The following is a 20,403-nucleotide window of genomic DNA, read 5'->3' as shown; positions in this document are numbered from 1 at the left end:
TTAAGGTCTAAGTAAATTATAATCTATGGTAATAGAAAAGATATTAGAATACAAAGCGTTTCCGACACTACCAATATTAGTTAAAGCATAATCAACATGAATTCCTTTATAATTAAATCCAACACCAAAATTTGGTTGTGTGTTTAAAGATTTAGAGCCATCAAATTCTGTTTGATATTGAAAATTACCAACACCAGCTCTTAAATAAACAATATTTTCATAATCTAATTGCAACCCAATTGCCGGATCTATACTTCCTGCATTCGAAGAGAAGATATCATTTGTTCTTGCAAATCTTATATTTAAATCTACTTCTGTTTGTAAATTAAAAAATCGGCCAATTTTAAAATCTCTGGCAACACCTAGTTGTAGTTTTGGTTTTGTAATTTCTGTATTTTGTGGTAATTCTTGATTTTGACCAGGAATTGCATTTCTAATTTTTTCAAATTCTTCTTCATTTATAGCCCAACTATTAAAAGTTGTAGTTATATCTCTGGCCATTAAACCAAATTTCCAATTATTTCTTTCAAATTGAAGACCAATATCAAAACCAAATCCCCACGAAGAAGCAAAATCACCAATTGTTCTTCTTACAATTTTTGCATTAACGCCTAACTTAACATCTTTAAAAATTAAGTTTCTAGCATAAGCTAAATTAAACGCATAGTCTGCCGCAGAAAATAAACTAATTCTGTTAAAATCTATGTTTCCGTCGCTATCAATTAACTGAGTTGTATTTAAAATATCATCTACACCAAATCGAATAACAGAAACTCCTAAAGCACTTTCTTTATCTATAGGCATTGCAAAAGCCGCATGGTTATAGTTTGCAATTCCTGCAAAATATGAGGCATACATTAAAGAACCTTGATAATCTTCGATACCAACTAAACCTGCAGGATTCCAGTAAGTTGCATTAACGTTATTTGTAGTAGCTACAACAGCTTTACTTTTACCTAAAGCAGCAGCATCTACACCAATATTTAAAAATTCATTAGAGTAATTTCTAAATGCCTGCGCGTTTGTTAATACTGTTAAGAACAAGAAAAAAAGTAAAATTTTATATTTCAAATGACATAATTTTTTCTGTAACAAATATCTTAAATCCTATTAAAATAACATTAGTTTTAGTAAGATATTGTTTCATAAAGTTATATTTGAATTTTTTCTTCGATAAAAGAAGCTATTTTGGTTTCTAGCCAATTATTTTCTTCTGTTTTAAAGGAACTCATAAAACCACAATGACCACCAAATTCTGGAATTACTAAATAAAAATTACGAGATTTAATCGCTTCTTTTCTTGGGTAACATTCTGCAGACAAGAAAGTATCATCTTTAGCATTTAAAAGTAAAGTTGGTCTATCTATTTTAGAAGAATAAGGTTTAGAGCTAGCTTTTTCCCAATAATCTTCTGGATTTTTAAAGCCAAAAACAGGTACTGTATATAAATATTCTAAATGTTTAAACTTTGTTGCTTTTTTTAAGCGTTCTTTATCTAATTGAAACTCTGGGAATTTATTCGCTTTATCTAAAATTTTACTTTTTAAAGTCTTAAAAAATACTTCTACATATAATCTATTTTTAAATTTGTCTAATTCTTTTTCTGCAGTAGTTATATCAATTGGTACAGAAACAGCAATTCCACCTTTAACAATGTTAGATAGTTTTTCTTGATATTCTCCTAAATATTTTAAAGTTAAATTTCCGCCCAAACTAAAACCTATAATTACTATTGAATCGTAATTATAGTTGGTAGTAATATGTTTAATTACAAAATCCACATCTTCGGTTTTACCACTATGATAAGTGTCTAAAAGTAAATTATCTTCACCACTACAACTTCTTAAATTTAACGAAACAGTGTCTAAACCTTTACTATTTAAATGATTTACAGAAGAAATAATATATTTTGATTGAGAACTTCCTTCTAAACCATGAATTAACAATACTAAATTTTTAGAACCAACTTTAGAAAAATCTAAATCGATAAAATCATTATCCCAAGTAGAAATTCTTTTACGAGAATAAGTACATGTTTCCTTAGAAAATAAAGGACGATAAATTGTATTAAAATGTCCGTTTTTAAAAGGTAAAGTAGGAGAGAAGTCCGATTTTAATATTGGCATTCTTAATGATTTGTATGATAATTTTTAAAAATACATAAAATATTGATAATTTTAGAAAATTACCAAATTAGGATTTATTATTTTAGCCTTCTAATCAAATTTTATAATGAAAAAACACATTCCTAACTTACTAACATTAGGTAATTTATTTTGCGGAACAATTGCAACCATTTTAGCTGTTAATAACAACTTTGTATCTGCAGGTTTATTCGTGGTTTTAGGTATCTTTTTTGATTTTTTTGATGGTTTTGCTGCTCGTTTATTAAACGTTTCTGGAGAATTGGGAAAACAACTAGATTCTTTAGCAGATATGGTAACTAGTGGTGTTGTGCCAGGAATTATAATGTTTAAGTTAATAGGAGACAAGGTAATTGGTTCAGATACATTTATTGATGAATTTAACTTACCAACTATAATTCCGTTTGTGGGATTGATACTAACTTTAGGCGCATGCTACAGATTAGCAAAATTTAATATTGATACAAGACAATCTGAATCTTTTATAGGATTACCAACACCTGCAATGAGTTTATTTGTAATTTCATTACCATTAATTTTAGAATATTCTGATCTAGAATTTGTAAATGATCTTATTAGAAATAATTACTTTTTAATAACGATTACACTTTTATTAACCTATTTAATGAATGCAGAACTACCTTTATTTTCTTTGAAATTTAAAAATTATGCAATTAAAAATAATATCGTTAAATATTTATTTTTGTTGATATCAATTATAATGATTATCAGTTTACAATATTTATCGATTCCTTTAATAATAACAATTTATGTTTTATTATCGCTCATATCAAATTCTAAAAAAGCATCAATTTAAAATTGATGCTTTTTTTATAGAATAAGGTTTGTCTTAAAAAACTTTACGTTTTTTAAGCTCAAAATCTTTACCTAAATATACTTTTCTTACCATTTCATCAGCAGCAAGTTCTTCTGGTGTTCCTTCTTTAAGAATACTTCCGTTGTACATTAAATAAGTCTTATCTGTAATAGCTAAAGTTGCTTGTACATCATGATCTGTAATTAAAATTCCAATATTTCTATCTTTTAAATGCGCTACAATACTTTGTATATCTTCTACAGCAATAGGATCTACACCTGCAAAGGGCTCGTCTAAAAGAATAAAGTTAGGGTCTGAAGCTAAACATCGAGCAATTTCTGTTCTTCTTCTTTCTCCACCAGATAATAAATCACCTCTGTTTTTACGAACATGACCAATATTAAATTCTTCTATTAAAGATTCTAATTTTATCTTTTGTTCTTTTTTAGAACGACCTGTAAATTGTAAAACAGACATAATGTTGTCTTCTACAGAAAGTTTTCTAAAAACAGAAGCTTCTTGTGCTAAATATCCAATCCCTTTTTGCGCACGTTTATACATGGCATCTTGGGTTATTTCTTCATCATTTAAAAATATTTTACCAGCATTTGGTTTAATCATACCAACAATCATGTAAAAAGAAGTAGTTTTACCTGCACCGTTAGGACCTAATAAACCTATAATTTCTCCTTGTTGTACTTCTAAAGAAATACCTTTTACAACTTTTCTACTTCCGTAGATTTTCTGAATGTTATCTGCTCTTAAAATCATATTTTAAATATGTAGTTTTTGGGTTTGTTAAAAGTAGTAAAAAACTACTTTATTATTATTAAAGGTATCTTAAACAGTTACTCTTTTTCATCTAACATTTCCCAATATTCTACTGCTTTTCTTAAATGAGGTATAACAATTGTACCACCAACTAAGTTGGCAATAGACATTGTTTCCATCATTTCTTCTGTTGTTACTCCGTTTTCTTTAGCCGACTCTAAATGATATTGAATACAATCATCACATCTTAAAACTGCAGAAGCAACTAAACCTAATAGTTCTTTTGTTTTTACTGGTAAATGCCCTTCTTTAAAAGCATTTGTATCTAAATTAAAAATTCTTTTAATTACTTTATTATCAGAATCTAAAATTTTCTTGTTCATTTTAGAACGGTAGTCGTTAAATTCTTGGACTTTTTTGTGCATCTTTTAATTGTTTTTTGATCACCATTTTTGAAACTTTGATACTTATTTCATATAAGATAAGTATCGGAATTGCTACAATAACTTGACTAGCAATATCTGGAGGCGTAATAATAGCTGCTAATATTAGTACAACTACTAACGCATGTTTTCTGTATTTTTTTAAAAATTCTGGAGTTACCAATCCTATTTTAGTTAAAAAATAAATTAGAACAGGTAATTCGAATAAAATTGAAATTCCTAATAACATATTCGTAACCAAACCAATATGAGAATCCATTGTAAAATTATTCTGAATTAAATCTGTAATTTGATAATTGTACAAGAAATGAATTGAAATAGGCGCAATTACATAAAAGCTAAATGCGATTCCGCAGAAAAATAAAAATGAAGCTATAAAAATAAAACCTCTCGAATTTTTAATTTCTCTTTCTGTTAATCCTGGTGCAATAAAACGCCACAATTCCCATAATAAATAAGGAAATGCAAGTATTATTCCTAAAATTAATGAAGACCAAATAGCATTCATTAATTGTTGTGTTGGTTTTAAACTGATTAAATTATCATTAAATTTTACGTTACAAAAAGTACTATCTAATCCTAAGAAATTAAAAAAGTCACAAAAAACCTGATAGGTTATAAAATCTGGTTTTCTATGCGCTAGTAAAAAGTATTCGTAGACTTCTTTCTGAAAAATGAATAATAAAATTCCGATAATAAATATTGCTGATGCACTTCTTACCAAATGCCATCTTAATTCTTCTAAATGTCCTAGAAAAGACATTTCTTTTTGTTCTTCTGCCATTAGAAAATTCCTTCTTTAATTAAATCATGTAAATGTACAACACCAACATATTCATTTTTATCGTTTATTACTAAAATTTGAGTAATACTATTGTTTTCTAACTTATCTAAAGCCTCGATAGCCATTGCGTTTTCTAAAACAGTTTTTGGGCTTTTACCCATAATGTCTTTTGCCGTAAAATGGTTTATGTCTGTTGTTTTACTAAGCATTCTTCTAATATCGCCATCAGTAATAATACCTACCAACGTTTCGTTTTCTAAAACAGCTGTAACACCTAATCTTTTTTCTGATATTTCTACAATAACTTTTGAAATTGAATCTGTGCTATTTACTTTAGGAACTTGGTTATTTGCAATTAAGTCAGAAACTCTTAGGTATAAACGTTTACCCAAAGCACCTCCTGGATGATATTTAGCAAAATCTTTGCTAGAAAAACCTCTTAAATCTTGCAAGCACATAGCTAATGCATCTCCCATAACCAATTGTGCTGTTGTGCTAGTTGTTGGCGCCAAATTATTTGTACAAGCTTCTTTTTCTACAAAAGTATTTAAAGGGAAATCGGCATTTTTACCTAAAAAGGAATCAACGTTACCTGTTATAGCAATAATTTTATTACCATAATTTTTGATTAAGGGAACCAATACTTTAATTTCTGGAGTATTACCACTTTTAGACAAACAAATAACTACATCATTTTCTTGTACGTTTCCTAAATCTCCATGAATTGCATCTGCTGCATGCATAAATATTGCAGGCGTACCTGTAGAGTTAAAAGTTGCTACAATTTTGTTTGCTATATTTGCGCTTTTGCCAATTCCTGTAATTATGACCCTTCCGTTTGCATTTAATATAAAATTAACGGCATTTTCGAAGTTATCATCTAATAAATTTGCTAAATTCGCAATTGCACTACTTTCCAATAAGATAGTTTCTTTTGCGGTTTGTAGTATCGTATTAATTTTTTTCAATAGTTTTGTATTTTATTAAAACAAAAAAAAGTTATATCTTTAGATATAAGAAACAGGCAAATTTACTACAAAAAATAGTTTCATCAAACTATATAAAGGTTTGTATTTTGTTTTTAACGTTAAACGAATATTTTTATAAATGGATTTACATAGCCCTCTAAAAAAGTTCTTTGGATTCAATAAATTTAAAGGCTTACAAGAGCAAGTTGTTAATAGTATTGTAAATGGTAATAATACTTTTGTTATTATGCCAACAGGAGGTGGTAAATCTCTATGTTATCAACTACCTGCATTAATGCAAGAAGGTACAGCAATTGTAGTTTCTCCGTTAATTGCTTTAATGAAAAATCAAGTAGATGCCATTAGAGGTATTTCAGAAAATAATGGTGTTGCCCATGTATTAAATTCTTCTCTTAACAAAACAGAAATAGCAAAAGTTAAAGACGATATTTCTAACGGAGTTACAAAACTTTTATACGTAGCACCAGAATCTTTAATTAAAGAAGAGTATGTTTTATTCTTAAGAACTCAAAAAATTTCTTTTGTAGCAATAGATGAAGCGCATTGTATTTCTGAATGGGGGCACGATTTTAGACCTGAATACAGAAATTTAAAGCACATAATTAAAGCTATAGATAATGTACCTGTTATTTGTTTAACTGCTACAGCTACTGAAAAAGTACAAGAAGACATTTTAAAAACTTTGGGTATAACAGATGCCAATAGATTTAAAGCTTCTTTTAATAGACCAAACTTATTTTACGAGGTTAGGCCAAAAACCAAAGAAGTAGAAAAAGATATTATTCGTTTTGTAAAACAAAGAATTGGCAAATCTGGTATTATATATTGTTTAAGTAGAAAAAAGGTAGAAGAAGTAGCTCAAATATTACAAGTTAATGGTTTAAATGCTGTTCCTTATCATGCTGGTTTAGATGCAAAAACAAGAGCAAAACATCAAGATATGTTTTTGATGGAAGATTGTGATATTGTGGTTGCTACCATAGCTTTTGGAATGGGAATTGACAAGCCAGATGTTCGATTTGTTATACACCACGATATTCCTAAAAGTTTAGAAAGCTATTACCAAGAAACTGGTAGAGCAGGTAGAGATGATGGTGAAGGTTATTGTTTGGCTTTTTATTCTTATAAAGACATAGAAAAGTTAGAAAAATTTATGTCTAGTAAACCAGTAGCAGAACAAGAAATTGGTCATGCTTTGTTACAAGAAGTTGTAGGTTATGCCGAAACTTCTATGAATAGACGTAAATATTTATTACATTATTTTGGTGAAGATTTTGATGAAATAAACGGTGAAGGAGCCGATATGGATGATAATTCTAGAAATCCGAAGAAAAAACACGAAGCAAAAGAAGATGTAATTAAACTGTTATCAGTTGTTAAAAATACAATGCAAAAATACAAATCTAAAGAAGTTGTAAATACTTTAATAGGTAAAGAAAATGCATTATTAACTTCTCATAAAACACATTTACAACCATTTTTTGGAATTGGTAAAGAGAAAAAAGCAGCTTATTGGATGGCTTTGGTTAGACAAGTTTTAGTTGTAAACTTTATCAAAAAAGAAATAGAACAATACGGAGTCGTAAAATTAACTAAAAAAGGAGAAAGCTTTTTAGAAAAACCAGTTTCTTTTATGATGACAGAAGATCATTCTTATTCTGAAGAAAATGACAATACAATAATTACAAATGCTAAGTCTGCTGGTGCTGCAACAGATGCTACATTGGTTAAACTCTTAAAAGATTTACGTAAAAAAGTAGCTAATAAACAAGGTGTTCCTCCGTTTGCTGTTTTTCAAGATCCGTCATTAGATGATATGGCTCTAAAATATCCTATTAATTTAGAAGAGCTTTCTACAGTTCACGGAGTAGGAGAAGGTAAAGCAAGAAAATTTGGTAAAGAATTTGTAGCATTAATTTCTAACTATGTTACAGAAAATGAAATTTTAAGACCAGACGATTTAATTGTAAAAAGTACAGGTACAAATTCTGGAATAAAGTTATATATCATTCAGAATACAGATAGAAAACTTCCTTTAGAAGATATTTCGAAATCGAAAGGTCTAGAAATGACAGAACTAATCAAAGAAATGGAAGCAATTATTTTTTCTGGTACAAAGCTAGATATTAATTATGCTTTAGATGATGTTCTAGATGAAGACCAACAAGAAGAAATCTATGATTATTTCATGGAAGCAGAAACTGATAAAATACAAGAAGCTTTAGATGAATTTGATGGTGACTATGATGAGGATGAATTACGTTTAATGCGTATTAAATTTATAAATGAAGTAGGTAATTAATCAACTTAATTACAATATTTTTAAGTCTATTTTTAAGAATTAATTTCTTTGAAATAGGCTTTTTTTATAGCGTAAAAATAGTAAGTAAGATTCCTAAAAGAATTGCTGTAAACTTTTGTATATTAAATTTATGATTTTCTGAACTTTCAAATAGAATAATAGTTGAAATGTGTAAGAAAATTCCGATTATTAAAGCGATAATTTCCGCATAATAATCTGTGAAAAAACCTATTTTATTTCCTATTAAAACTCCTAACGGACTCATTAATCCGAAGAAAAAGAGAAACCCAAAAATAGTTTTTTTACTGTACTTTGTATTTACTAAAAAGGTAGTAAGTACAATGGCAATTGGTATTTTATGCACTACAATTGCCCAAAGTAAATTATCATCAGAATGATTTATAGGCAAACCCTCGGAAAATGCATGTAAACATAAACTTAAAAATAATAAGGTGGGAAACTTTTTGCCGTCTGTATGAATGTGAATATGACCATGTTCTGCTCTTTTAGAAAAAGATTCTAAAATCGATTGCAAAATTATTCCAAAAAGGATAATAATTCCTATTTTTTTAGGATCTGTAGTCGTTTCATAAACTTCTGGCAACAAATGTAATATAGTTACAGAGAGCAAGTAAGAACCACTAAAAGCTAACAATAATCGAACTATTTTGGTACTTGGTTTTATTACAAAAACTAATAAAGAACCAATTAAAACTGAAGATATTAATAAGATGTTTATCATTTAGCTACAATAATTAATCTATTAGAATTATCAGCATCAAAATTATTTAAACTATAATCACCAAAAGTTTCAATAATTGTAAAACCAACAGCGTCTAGATAAGAAGTCATTTTTTCTAAATCTAAAAATTTTACTCTTTCTGTATATGCGTGATTTTTACCATCATCAACAAAAGAAATATGTTTTAAGATAAATCCGTTAACGATTTCTCTTTTAATATCAAAAGTAATACCTTCTACTGTTTTAGTTTCTTGTGTAACTAAATTGGCTTTTACTTTATTTGCGTTTAAAAAATCAAAAACAAAAAGGCCATTTTTAGTTAACGCACTTTTAATGTTTTTAAGAATTAAAATGTCTTGTTTATCATCATCAAAATAGCCAAAACTTGTAAAAAGATTAAAAATAGCGTTATATGTATCGTCTAAATTAACACGCATATCGTGTACTTTAAAACTTAACGTATCATTTTCGAACTTTTTTGCGTACTTAATACTGTTTTCAGATAAATCTGCTCCGGTTACATTATAACCTAAAGAATTTAAATATACAGAATGCCTTCCTTTACCACACGGCATATCTAAAACAGTACTTTTCTTATCAATATTTAAATAAGTAGTAATATTTTTAATAAATAGTTGTGCTTCAGAGTTATTTCTATCCTTGTAAAGAATGTGGTAATACTTTGTATTAAACCAATCTGTAAACCAATCTTTTGTTTTCATAAGTGCTTTGAGTCTGTAAAAGTAATTAAAACTTACATTCTGTAAAATGAAATTTTAACAAAGTATTTTAAATTAAAATTAAATGTTTAATTGTCTATTATATAATTTAATTATTAATTTAAAACTTCCGTATTCTAATAACATCATTCTAACAATTAAATGTATTTTTGCATACAATTTTACAAGTATGAATAGAGATTTTAAAATGACAGCAACAACACTTTTTGGTTTAGAAGGTGTGTTGGCAGACGAACTTAAAAAGTTAGGAGCACAAGATGTTAAAGAAGCAGTAAGAAGTGTTTCTTTTAGAGGAGATACAGGTTTTATGTACAAAGCCAATATTGCTTTAAGAACGGCTGTTAGAATTTTAAAGCCAATAAAGACTTGTAAAATTTATGATGAAGAAGATTTATATGAAGCTATTCAAAAAATAAAATGGGAAAACTATTTAGATGCCGATGGTACTTTTGCAATTGGTGCTGTAGTAAATTCTAAAAATTTTACATCAAACTCTCATTATATCTCTTTAAAATCTAAAGATGCAATTGCAGATTATTTTCGTCATAAATATCATAAAAGACCAAATGTAGATTTAAAATACCCAGATGTTAAAGTACACGTTCACATTCAGAAAGATTGGTTAACGGTTTCTTTAGATTCATCTGGAGATTCTTTACATAAAAGAGGTTATAGAACCGCTACGAACATTGCACCAATTAATGAAGTTTTAGCAGCCGGAATGGTATTATTATCTGGTTATACAGGTGATGAGAACTTTATTGATCCAATGTGTGGTTCTGGTACAATTTTAATAGAGGCAGCAATGATTGCCAATAATATTCCTGCAAATATTAACAGAAAACTCTTTGCTTTTGAGCATTGGAAAGATTATGATGAAGATTTGTACTTTACCATTCAAGATGCATTGTTAAAGAAAATTAGAAGTTCTCACTTTAAAATTATGGGTTTCGATAAAGCGCCATCTGCAGTTCAAAAAGCAAAAGCAAATATAGAAAGTGCAAATTTAGATGAGTTTATAGGTGTACATCATGTAAACTTTTTTAATTCAACGAAAGAAGTTTTTGGTAACACAACAATTCTATTCAATCCGCCATATGGCGAAAGATTAAACATCGATACAGAAGAGTTTTACAAAAAAATTGGTGACACTTTAAAACACAATTATCCTGGTTCTACGGCTTGGTTAATCACTTCAGATACAGATGCTCTAAAATGTGTAGGTTTAAGAACCTCTAAGAGAATCGCTCTTAAAAACGGAGATTTAGATTGTAAGTTTGTGAAATACGAATTGTACGAAGGAACCCGTAAATTTAAAGAACGTAAACAAGAAGACATTTCTGAAGAGTAATTTTTAGAAGCTATTTCCTGCTTTTCGCACTCGCTTTTTTTTCGTAACTCAAAAAGAGCTCAAACAAACGCTACAATCAGGGCTAAACATATTAAACAGTAAAATTTAGAATTAAAAAAAGGAATTGCTTTCTTATTTTAGTTCTATTTTTTATTAGTTTTGATGCTATAGTAATAATTAAATTATAATTAGCGAATTCTAGATTCTATGCATTTTATAGACGTTATTTTACCAATTCCTATTCAGAAGACATTTACTTATTTGGTTACAGAAGATGAAGCCAATTTTTTACAAAAAGGTATGCGAGTAGCTGTATCTTTTGGTAAAACCAAAATGTATACAGGTTTGGTATTTAATATTCATAACAATGCACCTACATTATATGAAGCTAAAGAAATTCATCAGATATTAGATGAAACACCAATTGTAAATGAGCTACAATTGCAACATTGGCAATGGATTGCTAATTATTACATGTGCTCTTTGGGAGATGTATATAGAGCATCGTTACCATCGGCTTTTTTATTAGAAAGTGAAACAATACTTTTTAAAAATGAGGCTTTTACAGACGATACTATTTTAGCAGATGATGAGTTTTTAATTTTCGAAGCGCTACATCATCAATCTCAATTAACAATACACCAAGTAGTTGCTATTCTTGGTAAAAAGAAAGTAATGCCAATTGTAAATTCTTTAATAAAAAAATCTGCAATTTATATTAAAGAAGAAATTTACGAGCAATACAAACCCAAATTGGTAAAATATGTACGATTAAACTCTGCATATAATTCAGATACTGCTCTAAACAAATTATTAGAAGATTTATCTAGAGCAAAAAAACAACGAGAAGCTGTTTTAACCTTCTTTCAATTAGCAACATCAAAAAAACCTATAAAATCTAAAGATTTAGAAACGTCTGCAAATGTTTCTTCATCAATATTAAAATCTTTAGTAGATAAAAATATTTTTGAGTTTTATCACATTCAAACTGATAGAGTTCAGTTTAAAGGAGATACAAACGATTTAAAAGTCTTAAATGAGTTCCAATCGAAAGCACTTTTAGAAATAAAAGAAACTTTTAAATCAAAAGATGTTACACTTTTACATGGCGTTACAAGTTCTGGTAAAACAGAAGTTTATACAAAGCTAATTCAAGAAGTTTTAGATCAAGGCAAACAGGTTTTATTTTTATTACCAGAAATTGCATTGACAACACAAATTATAACACGTTTGCAATTTTATTTTGGCGAACAAATTTCTGTATTTCATTCTAAATATTCTATAAACGAAAGAGTAGAAGTATGGAATAATGTTTTAAATAACAAGCCTAAAGCAAGAATCGTATTAGGTGCTAGATCATCTGTTTTTTTACCTTTTTCTAATTTAGGATTGATTGTAGTAGATGAAGAACACGAAACTTCTTATAAACAATTCGAGCCTTCACCAAGATACAATGCAAGAGATGCAGCTATTGTTTTAGCTAAAATACATAAGGCAAAAATACTCTTAGGTTCTGCAACACCATCTTTAGAATCTTATTTTAATGCTACTCAAAATAAATATGGTTTTGTTTCTTTAAATAGACGCCATGGTAATGTACAATTGCCAAAAATAGAGCTTATAGATGTTAAGACAAAGCATAAGAAAAAAGAAATGACTGGGCATTTTTCTGATAGAATGCTTTTGTTAATAAAAGAAGCTTTAGAAGAGAAAGAACAAGTTATTTTATTTCAAAATAGAAGAGGCTATTCTCCAGTTGTAGAATGTAAAACTTGTGGTGTTTCACCAGAATGCCCAAATTGCGATGTTACTTTAACATATCATAAATTTAAACACGAGTTAAGATGTCATTATTGTAATTACCAAAGAGCAATGCCAAATAGTTGTGGTGCTTGCGGCAGTAACACTTTAGACACAAAAGGTTTTGGTACAGAACAAATCGAAATAGAATTGAAAGAACTATTTACAGACTATAAAATTGGTAGAATGGATTTAGACACAACACGTGGTAAATACGGTTATCAAAAAATAATAGGCGCTTTTGAAGCAAAAGAAATAGATATATTGGTTGGTACACAAATGCTTTCTAAAGGTTTAGATTTTGAAAACGTTTCTTTAGTAGGAATTTTAAATGCAGATACCATGTTAAATTTTCCAGACTTTAGAGCACATGAGCGTGCTTACGATATGATGGTGCAAGTTTCTGGTAGAGCAGGTAGAAGTAAAAAACAAGGAAATGTAGCTATTCAAACCTATAACCCTTATCACCAAATATTACAACAAGTTTCTACTACAAGTTATACAGAAATGTATAAAGAACAATTGCAAGAACGTTGGCAATATAAATATCCGCCGTATTACAGACTTATAAAAATTACGCTAAAACATAAAGATTATAACAAAGTAGATTCTGGTGTTAACTGGCTTTTTAAAGCATTGTACACTTCATTTGGCGAAAATGTTTTAGGACCAACGGCGCCGGCAGTTTCAAGAATAAGAAATCAATACATTAAAAATATTGTTATAAAGATTCCGCCTAAACAAAGTTTGGTAAATACTAAAAATCAGATTACTAAAATTAGAAACACCTTTGAAGCTGTAAAAGATTTTAGACCTATTCGGTTTATTATAGATGTTGATGCTTATTAGTAATTTAAAATTTGTAAATTCTAAAAAAAACTTTATGAAATTAAAAAAAGAATACGATTTAATATGTGTTGGTGGTGGAATTATGAGTGCTACTTTGGCATTAATTACTAAACTTTTAGATCCTAAGAAAGAAATTTTAATTTTAGAAAGGTTAGACAAAGTTGCTCAAGAAAGTTCTGCTGCTTGGAATAATGCAGGTACTGGTCATTCTGCTTTGTGTGAATTAAATTATTGTCCAGAAAATAAAGACGGATCAATCTCTATAAAAAAGGCAATCGATATTTGTTCGCAATACGAAACTTCAAAACAATTTTGGTCTTTTTTAACTAAAGAAGGTTTCTTAGAAAATCCAGAAGAATTTATTGCTTCAGTAAAACATCATAGTTGGGTTTTAGGTAAGGATAATGCAGATTATTTAGAAAAAAGATTCAAGGCTTTTAAAGAACATTTTATGTTCAATTCTATTGAATTTACAAGAGAAAAAGAAAAGATGAAGGAATGGTTTCCTTTAATTACAGAAAATAGAGATGAAAGTGAAGTAATGGCAGCCTCTAGAATTGATAGAGGAACAGAAATGAATTACGGAGTTTTAACAGAGAAACTGTTTTCAATTTTAGAAAAAGAATTTGATACACCAGTGCATTGTAATATCGAAGTATTAGATATTGATCCTGATACAGATTTAGATTGGACGGTTGAAATAAAAAATTTAAAGACAAAAAAAATACATCAATTAGAAGCAGAACATGTTTTTATTGGAGCAGGAGGCGGTAGTTTATTACTACTACAAAAAGTAGAAATTGACGAAAAAGAAGGTTATGGGGGTTTTCCTGTAAGTGGTGAATGGTTAGTTTGTAAAAACGAAGAAATTATTAAGCAACACAATGCAAAAGTATATTCTAAAGCAGGAATTGGAGATCCACCAATGTCTACGCCGCATTTAGATACACGTTTTATAGATGGAAAACGTCAATTAATGTTTGGTCCTTTTGCCGGTTTTAGTCCTAAATTTTTAAAAGAAGGTTCTCATTTAGATTTATTTAAATCTATTCAGTTTGATAATATTCCCTCTATGTTTGGTGCTTTTTGGCATAATTTACCATTAACTCAATATTTAATAGAGCAAGTTTTAATGAGTAAAGAAGACAGAATGGATTCTTTACGAAAGTTTGTAAAAGATGCCAAAGATGAAGATTGGGAAGTAGTAAAAGCAGGTCAAAGGGTTCAAATTATTAAAAAGGATGAATTTGAAGGAGGAAAATTACAATTTGGCACCGAAGTAATTTCTAGTAAAGATGGAAGTATCACGTGCTTATTAGGTGCTTCACCAGGAGCATCAACAGCAACTTCTATTATGTTAGAAGTTATTAAAAAAGCTTTTCCTGAATTAATGGAATCCGAAGAAAGTAAAGAAAAATTAAAAAAAATGGTACCTTTTTATAATTCAGAAATTGCTGAAGAATTATTTTTTAAAGAACTAGAAAACAGTAAGTTAATCTTAAAATTATAATCATATTTTACAATAAAACAAAGTCTTCATAATTTTTTTGAAGACTTTTTTTAATTTAGAGACAACCATTTTAAAACATTTGTAGTCTATATACTTGTAAGGCAGTTAAAACAGAAAAAAGAGGCTTGAAAATTATAACATTGCATAACAAACAAAAATCGTTAATTAAAAAAGCGATTGATAACAACAGAGAAGCGCAAAAGCAATTGTTCGAGCAATATTCTCCTAAAATGTTGGGTGTTTGTAGGCAATACGTAAAAGATATGCATCATGCAGAAGACTTAATGTTACAAGGTTTTTTAAAAGTTTTTACCAACTTACATAAATTTAAACACGAAGGTAGTTTTGAAGGTTGGATTCGAAGAATAATGGTGAATACGTGCATCTCTTATCTCAGAAAAAAGAACCTTGTAGATGTATCTGATGAAGATTTTGTATTTAACGATGCAGCAACAGAAAGTTTAGAAAATACTTCGGTAGAAGATATTCAGAAATTAATAGACAAATTACCAGAAGGTTATAAAATGGTATTTAATTTATTTGCTATAGAAGGATATAAACACTCTGAAATTGCAAAAAAATTAGATATTTCAGAAAACACATCAAAATCGCAATTATTTAAAGCACGTAAATTATTGCAAGAAAATTATAAAAAAATGAATAAAGTAATTCATGAAAACAAATAAGTTAGACAATAGCGTAAAAGAAAAGTTTGCAAATAGAACTTTAGAACCATCGGTTTCGGCTTGGGAACGTTTATCTACAAAATTAGATGAAGAACCAAAGCAAAAAAAGAAAGGTTGGTTTTTTTATATAGGTTATGCTGCAAGTGTTATCGTAATAATTTCGATAGGATTTTTTATTTTTTCTGATGAAGACATCATCATTAAAAACGATACAATTATAGTAGAAGAAGTTATAGATACTGTAAATATTATTAAAAATATAGAAGAACATTTTAATGAAATTCCGGTAGAAAAAGCAATTGTAGAAAACGAAAAGTCTATACCAGAAAAAACCAAAAAGATTGATAATAACAAACGTGTTATTTCAAGTAAAAGCACTAAAGTTGCTCAATCTAATAATAAAAACAAAAAATTAGAAAAATCAATAGTAGATAAAACAACAAGAACAACAACTGTTGTATTTGCAAAAAATGAAGTAAACCCTAGTTCTGATTTAAACAAAGAAAAATTTAGTATTACCGTAAATGCAGATGATTTGTTAAAATCTGTATCTACAAAAAGTAAAAAAGTAGAAGCGTATTACGCAAATAATAATATTAGTGAAGAAGAACTTTTAAAAGCGATTAAATCTGAGCTCATAAAATCTGATTTAAAAGTGAATCCAGAAACTATATTAGCAGAAGTAGAAAGAAGTATTAATGATGATGTTTTTGAAAATAATTTTTTAAAATCTTTAAAGAAAAAGATATCTAACATCGCTACTGCAATTGCAAGTCGAAACAATTAAATAACAAAAAACAAACCTGATAAAACAATTTATAATGAAAAAAATTACAATTATATTACTCTTAATGTTGTCGATAACAACATTTGGTCAAGAAAAAAGAACTTTTGAAAAAGAAGTAAGAAAAATATCAAAAAAGATAGAAGAAATCACAAAAAATCAAAAAGATTCTTTAAAAGTAAAAGTTGTTGCAATTGATAAAAGATTAGAAAAAGGAGAAATTACAAAAGAAACAGCAGATAATTTAAAGAAAGAAGTTGCTAAGTATCATGCTAAACAAATAGAAGAACAAGTTAGTAAACAAGAACAATTATTACAGGTACTTGTTCAAGAAAAAACTAATGGAAAAATTATTAGTACAGACGATACTGATTTAAATGAAGAAGATGTAAACACTTTTAAAGTAGGTAACAAAACTTTTCGTTTTTCAATAAACACCAAAGATGTTAATGACGAAAATGATTTAGATAGAGAAAGAAAAGAGAGAAGATGGAGAAGAGACGGAAAAAATAATAGAAGAACAACAAGCCAATTTGTATTTGCTTTAGGTGTAAACAATGTTTTAGAAGATCATAAATTTAGTTCTTTAAGCGACTCTGAATATAAATTTTGGCAATCTCATTTTTATGAAATTGGTTTTACATGGAAAACAAGATTAACAAAAGAAGCTTCGCAAGTATACTTTAAATATGGTCTTTCTTTTCTTTGGAATAACTTAAGGTTAAATAACAATCAATCTCATATTAAAAACGGAGACAGAACAGATATTGTAGTATTTCCTAATAATTTAATTGAAAGTAGGCTACGACATGTTCAAATGAATATTCCTCTGCATTTCGAATGGGATTTTTCTAAAAACAAAAAATATAAAGATGGTTTTGTTTATGATAGAACAAACAGAGGTTTAAGAGCAGGTTTAGGTGGTTTTGTTGGTGTTAAATTAGGTACCAGACAATACTTAGAATATGAAGATGATAGAAATGTTAAAGTGCAAGAAATTCAGTTTAACAATTATAATATGAATACGGTAAACTACGGATTAAGTGCTTATGTTGGTTATAAATCTACAAGTTTGTATTTAAAATACGATTTAAATCCTTTATTTAAAGACACTGAAACAAGAAATATTTCTATGGGACTTCGTTTAGATTTAAATTAAAAAATCATAAAAATTATAATGGATAATAAAAAAGTCAGCTCAAATGAGTTGACTTTTTTATTGATTTAGAGAATTATTAAAGATTAATTATTAAAATTTAATTATTAAGAGTCTTAATTAGTAATCTCATAAAAATTATACAATATCAAATTTTGTTTCAAATATCAAAAAAAATCAAACTAAATTTACTCGCTTAAAATATCTAAATTAAGCAAAATGATAGTTGGAATTCCTAAAGAAATTAAGAACAACGAAAGTAGAGTAGGTATGACACCTGCAGGTGTTTTTGAACTTACAAAAAGAAATCATTCAGTTTTTGTGCAATCTACAGCAGGAGAAGGAAGTGGTTTTTTTGATAAAGATTATCTAGAAGTTGGTGCTACAGTTCTAGAAACCATAGAAGAAGTTTACAGTAAAAGTGAAATGATTGTAAAGGTTAAAGAACCAATTGCATCAGAATATCCTTTAATTAAAGAAAACCAAATAGTATTCACTTATTTTCATTTTGCATCTAGCGAACCGTTAACACTTGCTATGATAAAAAGCAAAGCGATTTGTATAGCTTATGAAACTGTAGAAGATAATGACGGTACATTACCACTTTTAACACCAATGTCTGAAGTTGCCGGAAGAATGGCAATACAACAAGGTGCTAAATATTTAGAAAAACCAATTAAAGGACGTGGTATTTTATTAGGTGGAGTTCCGGGAGTAAAACCTGGAAAAGTTTTAATTTTGGGTGCAGGAGTTGTTGGTGTGCAAGCTGCAAAAATGGCTGCAGGTTTAGGTGCTCATGTAACCATTATGGATATCAACATGAAAAGACTACGTTACGTAAATGATGTATTACCTAATCATGTTACTACCGCTTTTTCTAGTGAATATAGTATTAGACAATTAATTAAAACGCATGATTTAATTGTTGGTGGTGTTTTAGTTAAAGGAGGAAAAGCGCCTAAATTAATTACCAAAGACATGCTAAAAGAAATGAGACCAGGTACCGTTATTGTAGACGTTGCTGTAGATCAAGGTGGTTGTTTTGAAACTACAAAAGCTACAACACATGAAGATCCTACATATATTATTGATGATGTTGTACATTATTGTGTAGCAAATATGCCAGGTGCTGTACCTTATACATCTACAATGGCATTAACAAACGTAACTTTACCATTTGTTCTAAACCTAGCTAATAAAGGTTGGGAAAAAGCATGCGAAGAAGATCAAAACTTATCTAAAGGATTAAGTATTGTAAAAGGAGACGTTGTTTATAAAGAAATAAACGAAGCTTTTAATCTTTAAATTTTCTTAAAAAAAGCTTGTAAATAAACATTTCAATATTATTAGTGCTAATAATTAAAAAGTTACTATATTTGCACCCTTAAAAATAAACAATAAATATTTAATTTATGAATCATTACGAAACTGTTTTCATTTTGAATCCCGTTTTATCTGATACTCAGATAAAGGAAACAGTACAAAAGTTTAATGACTATTTGGTTTCTAGAGGTGCCGAAATGATTTCTAAAGAAGATTGGGGCTTAAAAAAATTAGCGTATCCAATCCAAAAAAAGAAAAGTGGTTTTTATCACTTATTCGAGTACAAAGTAGCTGGAGAAGAAATTGCTGCATTTGAGTTAGAATTTAGAAGAGATGATAGCGTTATGCGTTACCTTTCTGTTAAATTAGACAAACATGCTGCAGCTTGGGCAAAAGTTAGAACTGAACGTGTTAAATCTAGTAAAAAATAAGAAATGGCATCAATAGAACAACAAGCAAAAGGTGGTAAATCTGCTGACGTTAGATATTTAACGCCATTAGATATAGATACAAAAAAAGAAGCAAAATACTGTAGATTTAAAAAGAAAGGTATCAAGTATATCGATTATAAAGATGCAGATTTCTTAATGTATTTAGTAAACGAACAAGGTAAAATTTTACCAAGACGTTTAACAGGAACTTCATTAAAGTATCAACGTAAAGTTGCACAAGCAATAAAAAGAGCGCGTCATTTAGCGTTAATGCCTTACGTTGGAGATTTGTTAAAATAATAAAGAAGTAGAGACATGGAATTGATATTAAGACAAGACGTAGAAAATTTAGGATTTAAAGATGATGTTGTATCTGTGAAAAACGGTTATGGTAGAAACTTTTTAATCCCTACAGGACAAGCAGTTTTAGCTACTTCATCTGCAAAGAAAGTTTTAGCAGAGAATTTAAAACAAAGAGCTTTTAAAGAAGCTAAATTAGTTGAAGATGCAAATGCAATTGCAGAAACAATTAAAGGATATGAAATTAAGATTGCATCTAAAGTTGGATCTGGAGACAAATTATTTGGTTCTGTAAACAACATAGATTTAGCTGCAGCATTAGCTAAAGCTGGTACAGATATTGATAAGAAGTTTATCAAAGTTACTGGTGGTAATGTTAAAAGATTAGGAAAATACGAAGCTACTGTAAGATTACACAGAGCAGTTGTTGCTGATATTACTTTTGAAGTAGTAGCAGAGTAACTAAAATGTTAACATATTG

Annotated in this window: 20 protein-coding genes; 12 read left to right on the top strand and 8 right to left on the bottom strand. The window is 28.5% G+C overall.

What is annotated here, in order from left to right:
* Complete coding sequence (locus BXQ17_RS03800) at positions 1 to 1,071, bottom strand: PorV/PorQ family protein (protein WP_077809362.1); 1,071 nt, start codon at positions 1,069 to 1,071, stop codon at positions 1 to 3.
* An 80-nt stretch (positions 1,072 to 1,151) separates the two neighbouring features.
* Positions 1,152 to 2,126 carry a YheT family hydrolase gene (locus tag BXQ17_RS03795; protein ID WP_077809361.1) on the bottom strand — a complete coding sequence of 325 codons (975 nt, stop codon included), beginning with the start codon at positions 2,124 to 2,126 and terminating at the stop codon, positions 1,152 to 1,154.
* Positions 2,127 to 2,232: 106 nt separating this feature from the next.
* Here BXQ17_RS03795 and BXQ17_RS03790 point away from each other — a divergent pair, with 106 nt between their 5' ends.
* Positions 2,233 to 2,961 (top strand): phosphatidylcholine/phosphatidylserine synthase, encoded by a 729-nt coding sequence (locus BXQ17_RS03790; protein WP_077809360.1) that lies wholly within the window; start codon positions 2,233 to 2,235, stop codon positions 2,959 to 2,961.
* A 33-nt stretch (positions 2,962 to 2,994) separates the two neighbouring features.
* Here the strand turns inward: BXQ17_RS03790 and lptB are convergent, their stop codons facing one another.
* From lptB to BXQ17_RS03770, 4 genes are all read right to left on the bottom strand, one after another.
* Positions 2,995 to 3,732: an LPS export ABC transporter ATP-binding protein gene (gene lptB / locus BXQ17_RS03785; RefSeq protein WP_077809359.1), complete on the bottom strand. Its 738-nt coding sequence runs from the start codon at positions 3,730 to 3,732 to the stop codon at positions 2,995 to 2,997.
* Between the two features lie 77 nt (positions 3,733 to 3,809).
* Complete coding sequence (locus BXQ17_RS03780) at positions 3,810 to 4,157, bottom strand: carboxymuconolactone decarboxylase family protein (RefSeq protein WP_077809358.1); 348 nt, start codon at positions 4,155 to 4,157, stop codon at positions 3,810 to 3,812.
* The gene (gene tatC, locus BXQ17_RS03775; RefSeq protein ID WP_077809357.1) at positions 4,132 to 4,959 is read right to left on the bottom strand and encodes a twin-arginine translocase subunit TatC; all 828 of its coding nucleotides are present in this window, start codon (positions 4,957 to 4,959) and stop codon (positions 4,132 to 4,134) included. The genes BXQ17_RS03780 and tatC overlap by 26 nt, the downstream gene beginning before the upstream one ends.
* On the bottom strand, positions 4,959 to 5,927 hold the full coding sequence (locus BXQ17_RS03770; protein WP_077809356.1) for an SIS domain-containing protein: 969 nt from the start codon (positions 5,925 to 5,927) through the stop codon (positions 4,959 to 4,961). The genes tatC and BXQ17_RS03770 overlap by 1 nt, the downstream gene beginning before the upstream one ends.
* A gap of 139 nt (positions 5,928 to 6,066) precedes the next feature.
* On the opposite strand from BXQ17_RS03770, the gene BXQ17_RS03765 reads away from it, so the two are divergent.
* Complete coding sequence (locus tag BXQ17_RS03765; RefSeq protein ID WP_077809355.1) at positions 6,067 to 8,250, top strand: ATP-dependent DNA helicase RecQ; 2,184 nt, start codon at positions 6,067 to 6,069, stop codon at positions 8,248 to 8,250.
* A gap of 64 nt (positions 8,251 to 8,314) precedes the next feature.
* Here the strand turns inward: BXQ17_RS03765 and BXQ17_RS03760 are convergent, their stop codons facing one another.
* Complete coding sequence (locus BXQ17_RS03760) at positions 8,315 to 8,992, bottom strand: ZIP family metal transporter (protein WP_077809354.1); 678 nt, start codon at positions 8,990 to 8,992, stop codon at positions 8,315 to 8,317.
* A complete protein-coding gene (locus tag BXQ17_RS03755) occupies positions 8,989 to 9,714 on the bottom strand; it encodes a class I SAM-dependent methyltransferase (protein WP_077809353.1) in 726 nt (241 codons plus the stop codon). Before BXQ17_RS03755 ends, BXQ17_RS03760 begins: the two co-directional genes overlap by 4 nt.
* A gap of 187 nt (positions 9,715 to 9,901) precedes the next feature.
* On the opposite strand from BXQ17_RS03755, the gene BXQ17_RS03750 reads away from it, so the two are divergent.
* The 10 genes from BXQ17_RS03750 (at position 9,902) to rplI (ending at position 20,384) form a co-directional block, all read left to right on the top strand.
* A complete protein-coding gene (locus tag BXQ17_RS03750; protein ID WP_077809352.1) occupies positions 9,902 to 11,083 on the top strand; it encodes a class I SAM-dependent RNA methyltransferase in 1,182 nt (393 codons plus the stop codon).
* A 207-nt stretch (positions 11,084 to 11,290) separates the two neighbouring features.
* Complete coding sequence (gene priA, locus BXQ17_RS03745; protein ID WP_077809351.1) at positions 11,291 to 13,732, top strand: primosomal protein N'; 2,442 nt, start codon at positions 11,291 to 11,293, stop codon at positions 13,730 to 13,732.
* Positions 13,733 to 13,766: 34 nt separating this feature from the next.
* On the top strand, positions 13,767 to 15,242 hold the full coding sequence (mqo, locus tag BXQ17_RS03740; RefSeq protein ID WP_077811345.1) for a malate dehydrogenase (quinone): 1,476 nt from the start codon (positions 13,767 to 13,769) through the stop codon (positions 15,240 to 15,242).
* Between the two features lie 125 nt (positions 15,243 to 15,367).
* A complete protein-coding gene (locus BXQ17_RS03735) occupies positions 15,368 to 15,928 on the top strand; it encodes an RNA polymerase sigma factor (RefSeq protein ID WP_077809350.1) in 561 nt (186 codons plus the stop codon).
* Entirely contained in the window at positions 15,915 to 16,715 is an 801-nt protein-coding gene (locus tag BXQ17_RS03730) for a hypothetical protein (protein WP_077809349.1), read from the top strand. The genes BXQ17_RS03735 and BXQ17_RS03730 overlap by 14 nt, the downstream gene beginning before the upstream one ends.
* Before the next feature lie 34 nt (positions 16,716 to 16,749).
* Positions 16,750 to 17,871, top strand: coding sequence for a hypothetical protein (locus tag BXQ17_RS03725; RefSeq protein WP_077809348.1), 1,122 nt, complete (start codon positions 16,750 to 16,752; stop codon positions 17,869 to 17,871).
* Between the two features lie 216 nt (positions 17,872 to 18,087).
* Positions 18,088 to 19,173 carry an alanine dehydrogenase gene (gene ald / locus BXQ17_RS03720; RefSeq protein WP_077809347.1) on the top strand — a complete coding sequence of 362 codons (1,086 nt, stop codon included), beginning with the start codon at positions 18,088 to 18,090 and terminating at the stop codon, positions 19,171 to 19,173.
* A gap of 107 nt (positions 19,174 to 19,280) precedes the next feature.
* The gene (rpsF, locus tag BXQ17_RS03715) at positions 19,281 to 19,622 is read left to right on the top strand and encodes a 30S ribosomal protein S6 (RefSeq protein WP_077809346.1); all 342 of its coding nucleotides are present in this window, start codon (positions 19,281 to 19,283) and stop codon (positions 19,620 to 19,622) included.
* A gap of 3 nt (positions 19,623 to 19,625) precedes the next feature.
* Complete coding sequence (gene rpsR, locus BXQ17_RS03710; protein WP_077809345.1) at positions 19,626 to 19,922, top strand: 30S ribosomal protein S18; 297 nt, start codon at positions 19,626 to 19,628, stop codon at positions 19,920 to 19,922.
* A 15-nt stretch (positions 19,923 to 19,937) separates the two neighbouring features.
* On the top strand, positions 19,938 to 20,384 hold the full coding sequence (gene rplI / locus BXQ17_RS03705) for a 50S ribosomal protein L9 (RefSeq protein WP_077809344.1): 447 nt from the start codon (positions 19,938 to 19,940) through the stop codon (positions 20,382 to 20,384).
* Positions 20,385 to 20,403: the final 19 nt, after the last annotated feature.

Origin of the sequence: Polaribacter sp. BM10 (assembly GCF_002005425.1) — a bacterium.
GTDB classification, from domain to species: domain Bacteria; phylum Bacteroidota; class Bacteroidia; order Flavobacteriales; family Flavobacteriaceae; genus Polaribacter; species Polaribacter marinaquae.
This window is presented reverse-complemented; position numbering and strand designations above follow the sequence as displayed.

Bases quoted from the DNA above. Each gene is read 5' to 3' on its own strand.
- rplI (WP_077809344.1), top strand. From the start codon at position 19,938: ATGGAATTGATATTAAGACAAGACGTAGAAAATTTAGGATTTAAAGAT.
- BXQ17_RS03790 (WP_077809360.1), top strand. From the start codon at position 2,233: ATGAAAAAACACATTCCTAACTTACTAACATTAGGTAATTTATTTTGC.
- BXQ17_RS03730 (WP_077809349.1), top strand. From the start codon at position 15,915: ATGAAAACAAATAAGTTAGACAATAGCGTAAAAGAAAAGTTTGCAAAT.
- BXQ17_RS03755 (WP_077809353.1), bottom strand. From the start codon at position 9,714: ATGAAAACAAAAGATTGGTTTACAGATTGGTTTAATACAAAGTATTAC.
- rpsF (WP_077809346.1), top strand. From the start codon at position 19,281: ATGAATCATTACGAAACTGTTTTCATTTTGAATCCCGTTTTATCTGAT.
- rpsR (WP_077809345.1), top strand. From the start codon at position 19,626: ATGGCATCAATAGAACAACAAGCAAAAGGTGGTAAATCTGCTGACGTT.
- priA (WP_077809351.1), top strand. From the start codon at position 11,291: ATGCATTTTATAGACGTTATTTTACCAATTCCTATTCAGAAGACATTT.
- tatC (WP_077809357.1), bottom strand. From the start codon at position 4,959: ATGGCAGAAGAACAAAAAGAAATGTCTTTTCTAGGACATTTAGAAGAA.
- mqo (WP_077811345.1), top strand. From the start codon at position 13,767: ATGAAATTAAAAAAAGAATACGATTTAATATGTGTTGGTGGTGGAATT.
- lptB (WP_077809359.1), bottom strand. From the start codon at position 3,732: ATGATTTTAAGAGCAGATAACATTCAGAAAATCTACGGAAGTAGAAAA.
- BXQ17_RS03760 (WP_077809354.1), bottom strand. From the start codon at position 8,992: ATGATAAACATCTTATTAATATCTTCAGTTTTAATTGGTTCTTTATTA.
- BXQ17_RS03765 (WP_077809355.1), top strand. From the start codon at position 6,067: ATGGATTTACATAGCCCTCTAAAAAAGTTCTTTGGATTCAATAAATTT.
- BXQ17_RS03725 (WP_077809348.1), top strand. From the start codon at position 16,750: ATGAAAAAAATTACAATTATATTACTCTTAATGTTGTCGATAACAACA.
- BXQ17_RS03780 (WP_077809358.1), bottom strand. From the start codon at position 4,157: ATGCACAAAAAAGTCCAAGAATTTAACGACTACCGTTCTAAAATGAAC.
- BXQ17_RS03750 (WP_077809352.1), top strand. From the start codon at position 9,902: ATGAATAGAGATTTTAAAATGACAGCAACAACACTTTTTGGTTTAGAA.
- ald (WP_077809347.1), top strand. From the start codon at position 18,088: ATGATAGTTGGAATTCCTAAAGAAATTAAGAACAACGAAAGTAGAGTA.
- BXQ17_RS03795 (WP_077809361.1), bottom strand. From the start codon at position 2,126: ATGCCAATATTAAAATCGGACTTCTCTCCTACTTTACCTTTTAAAAAC.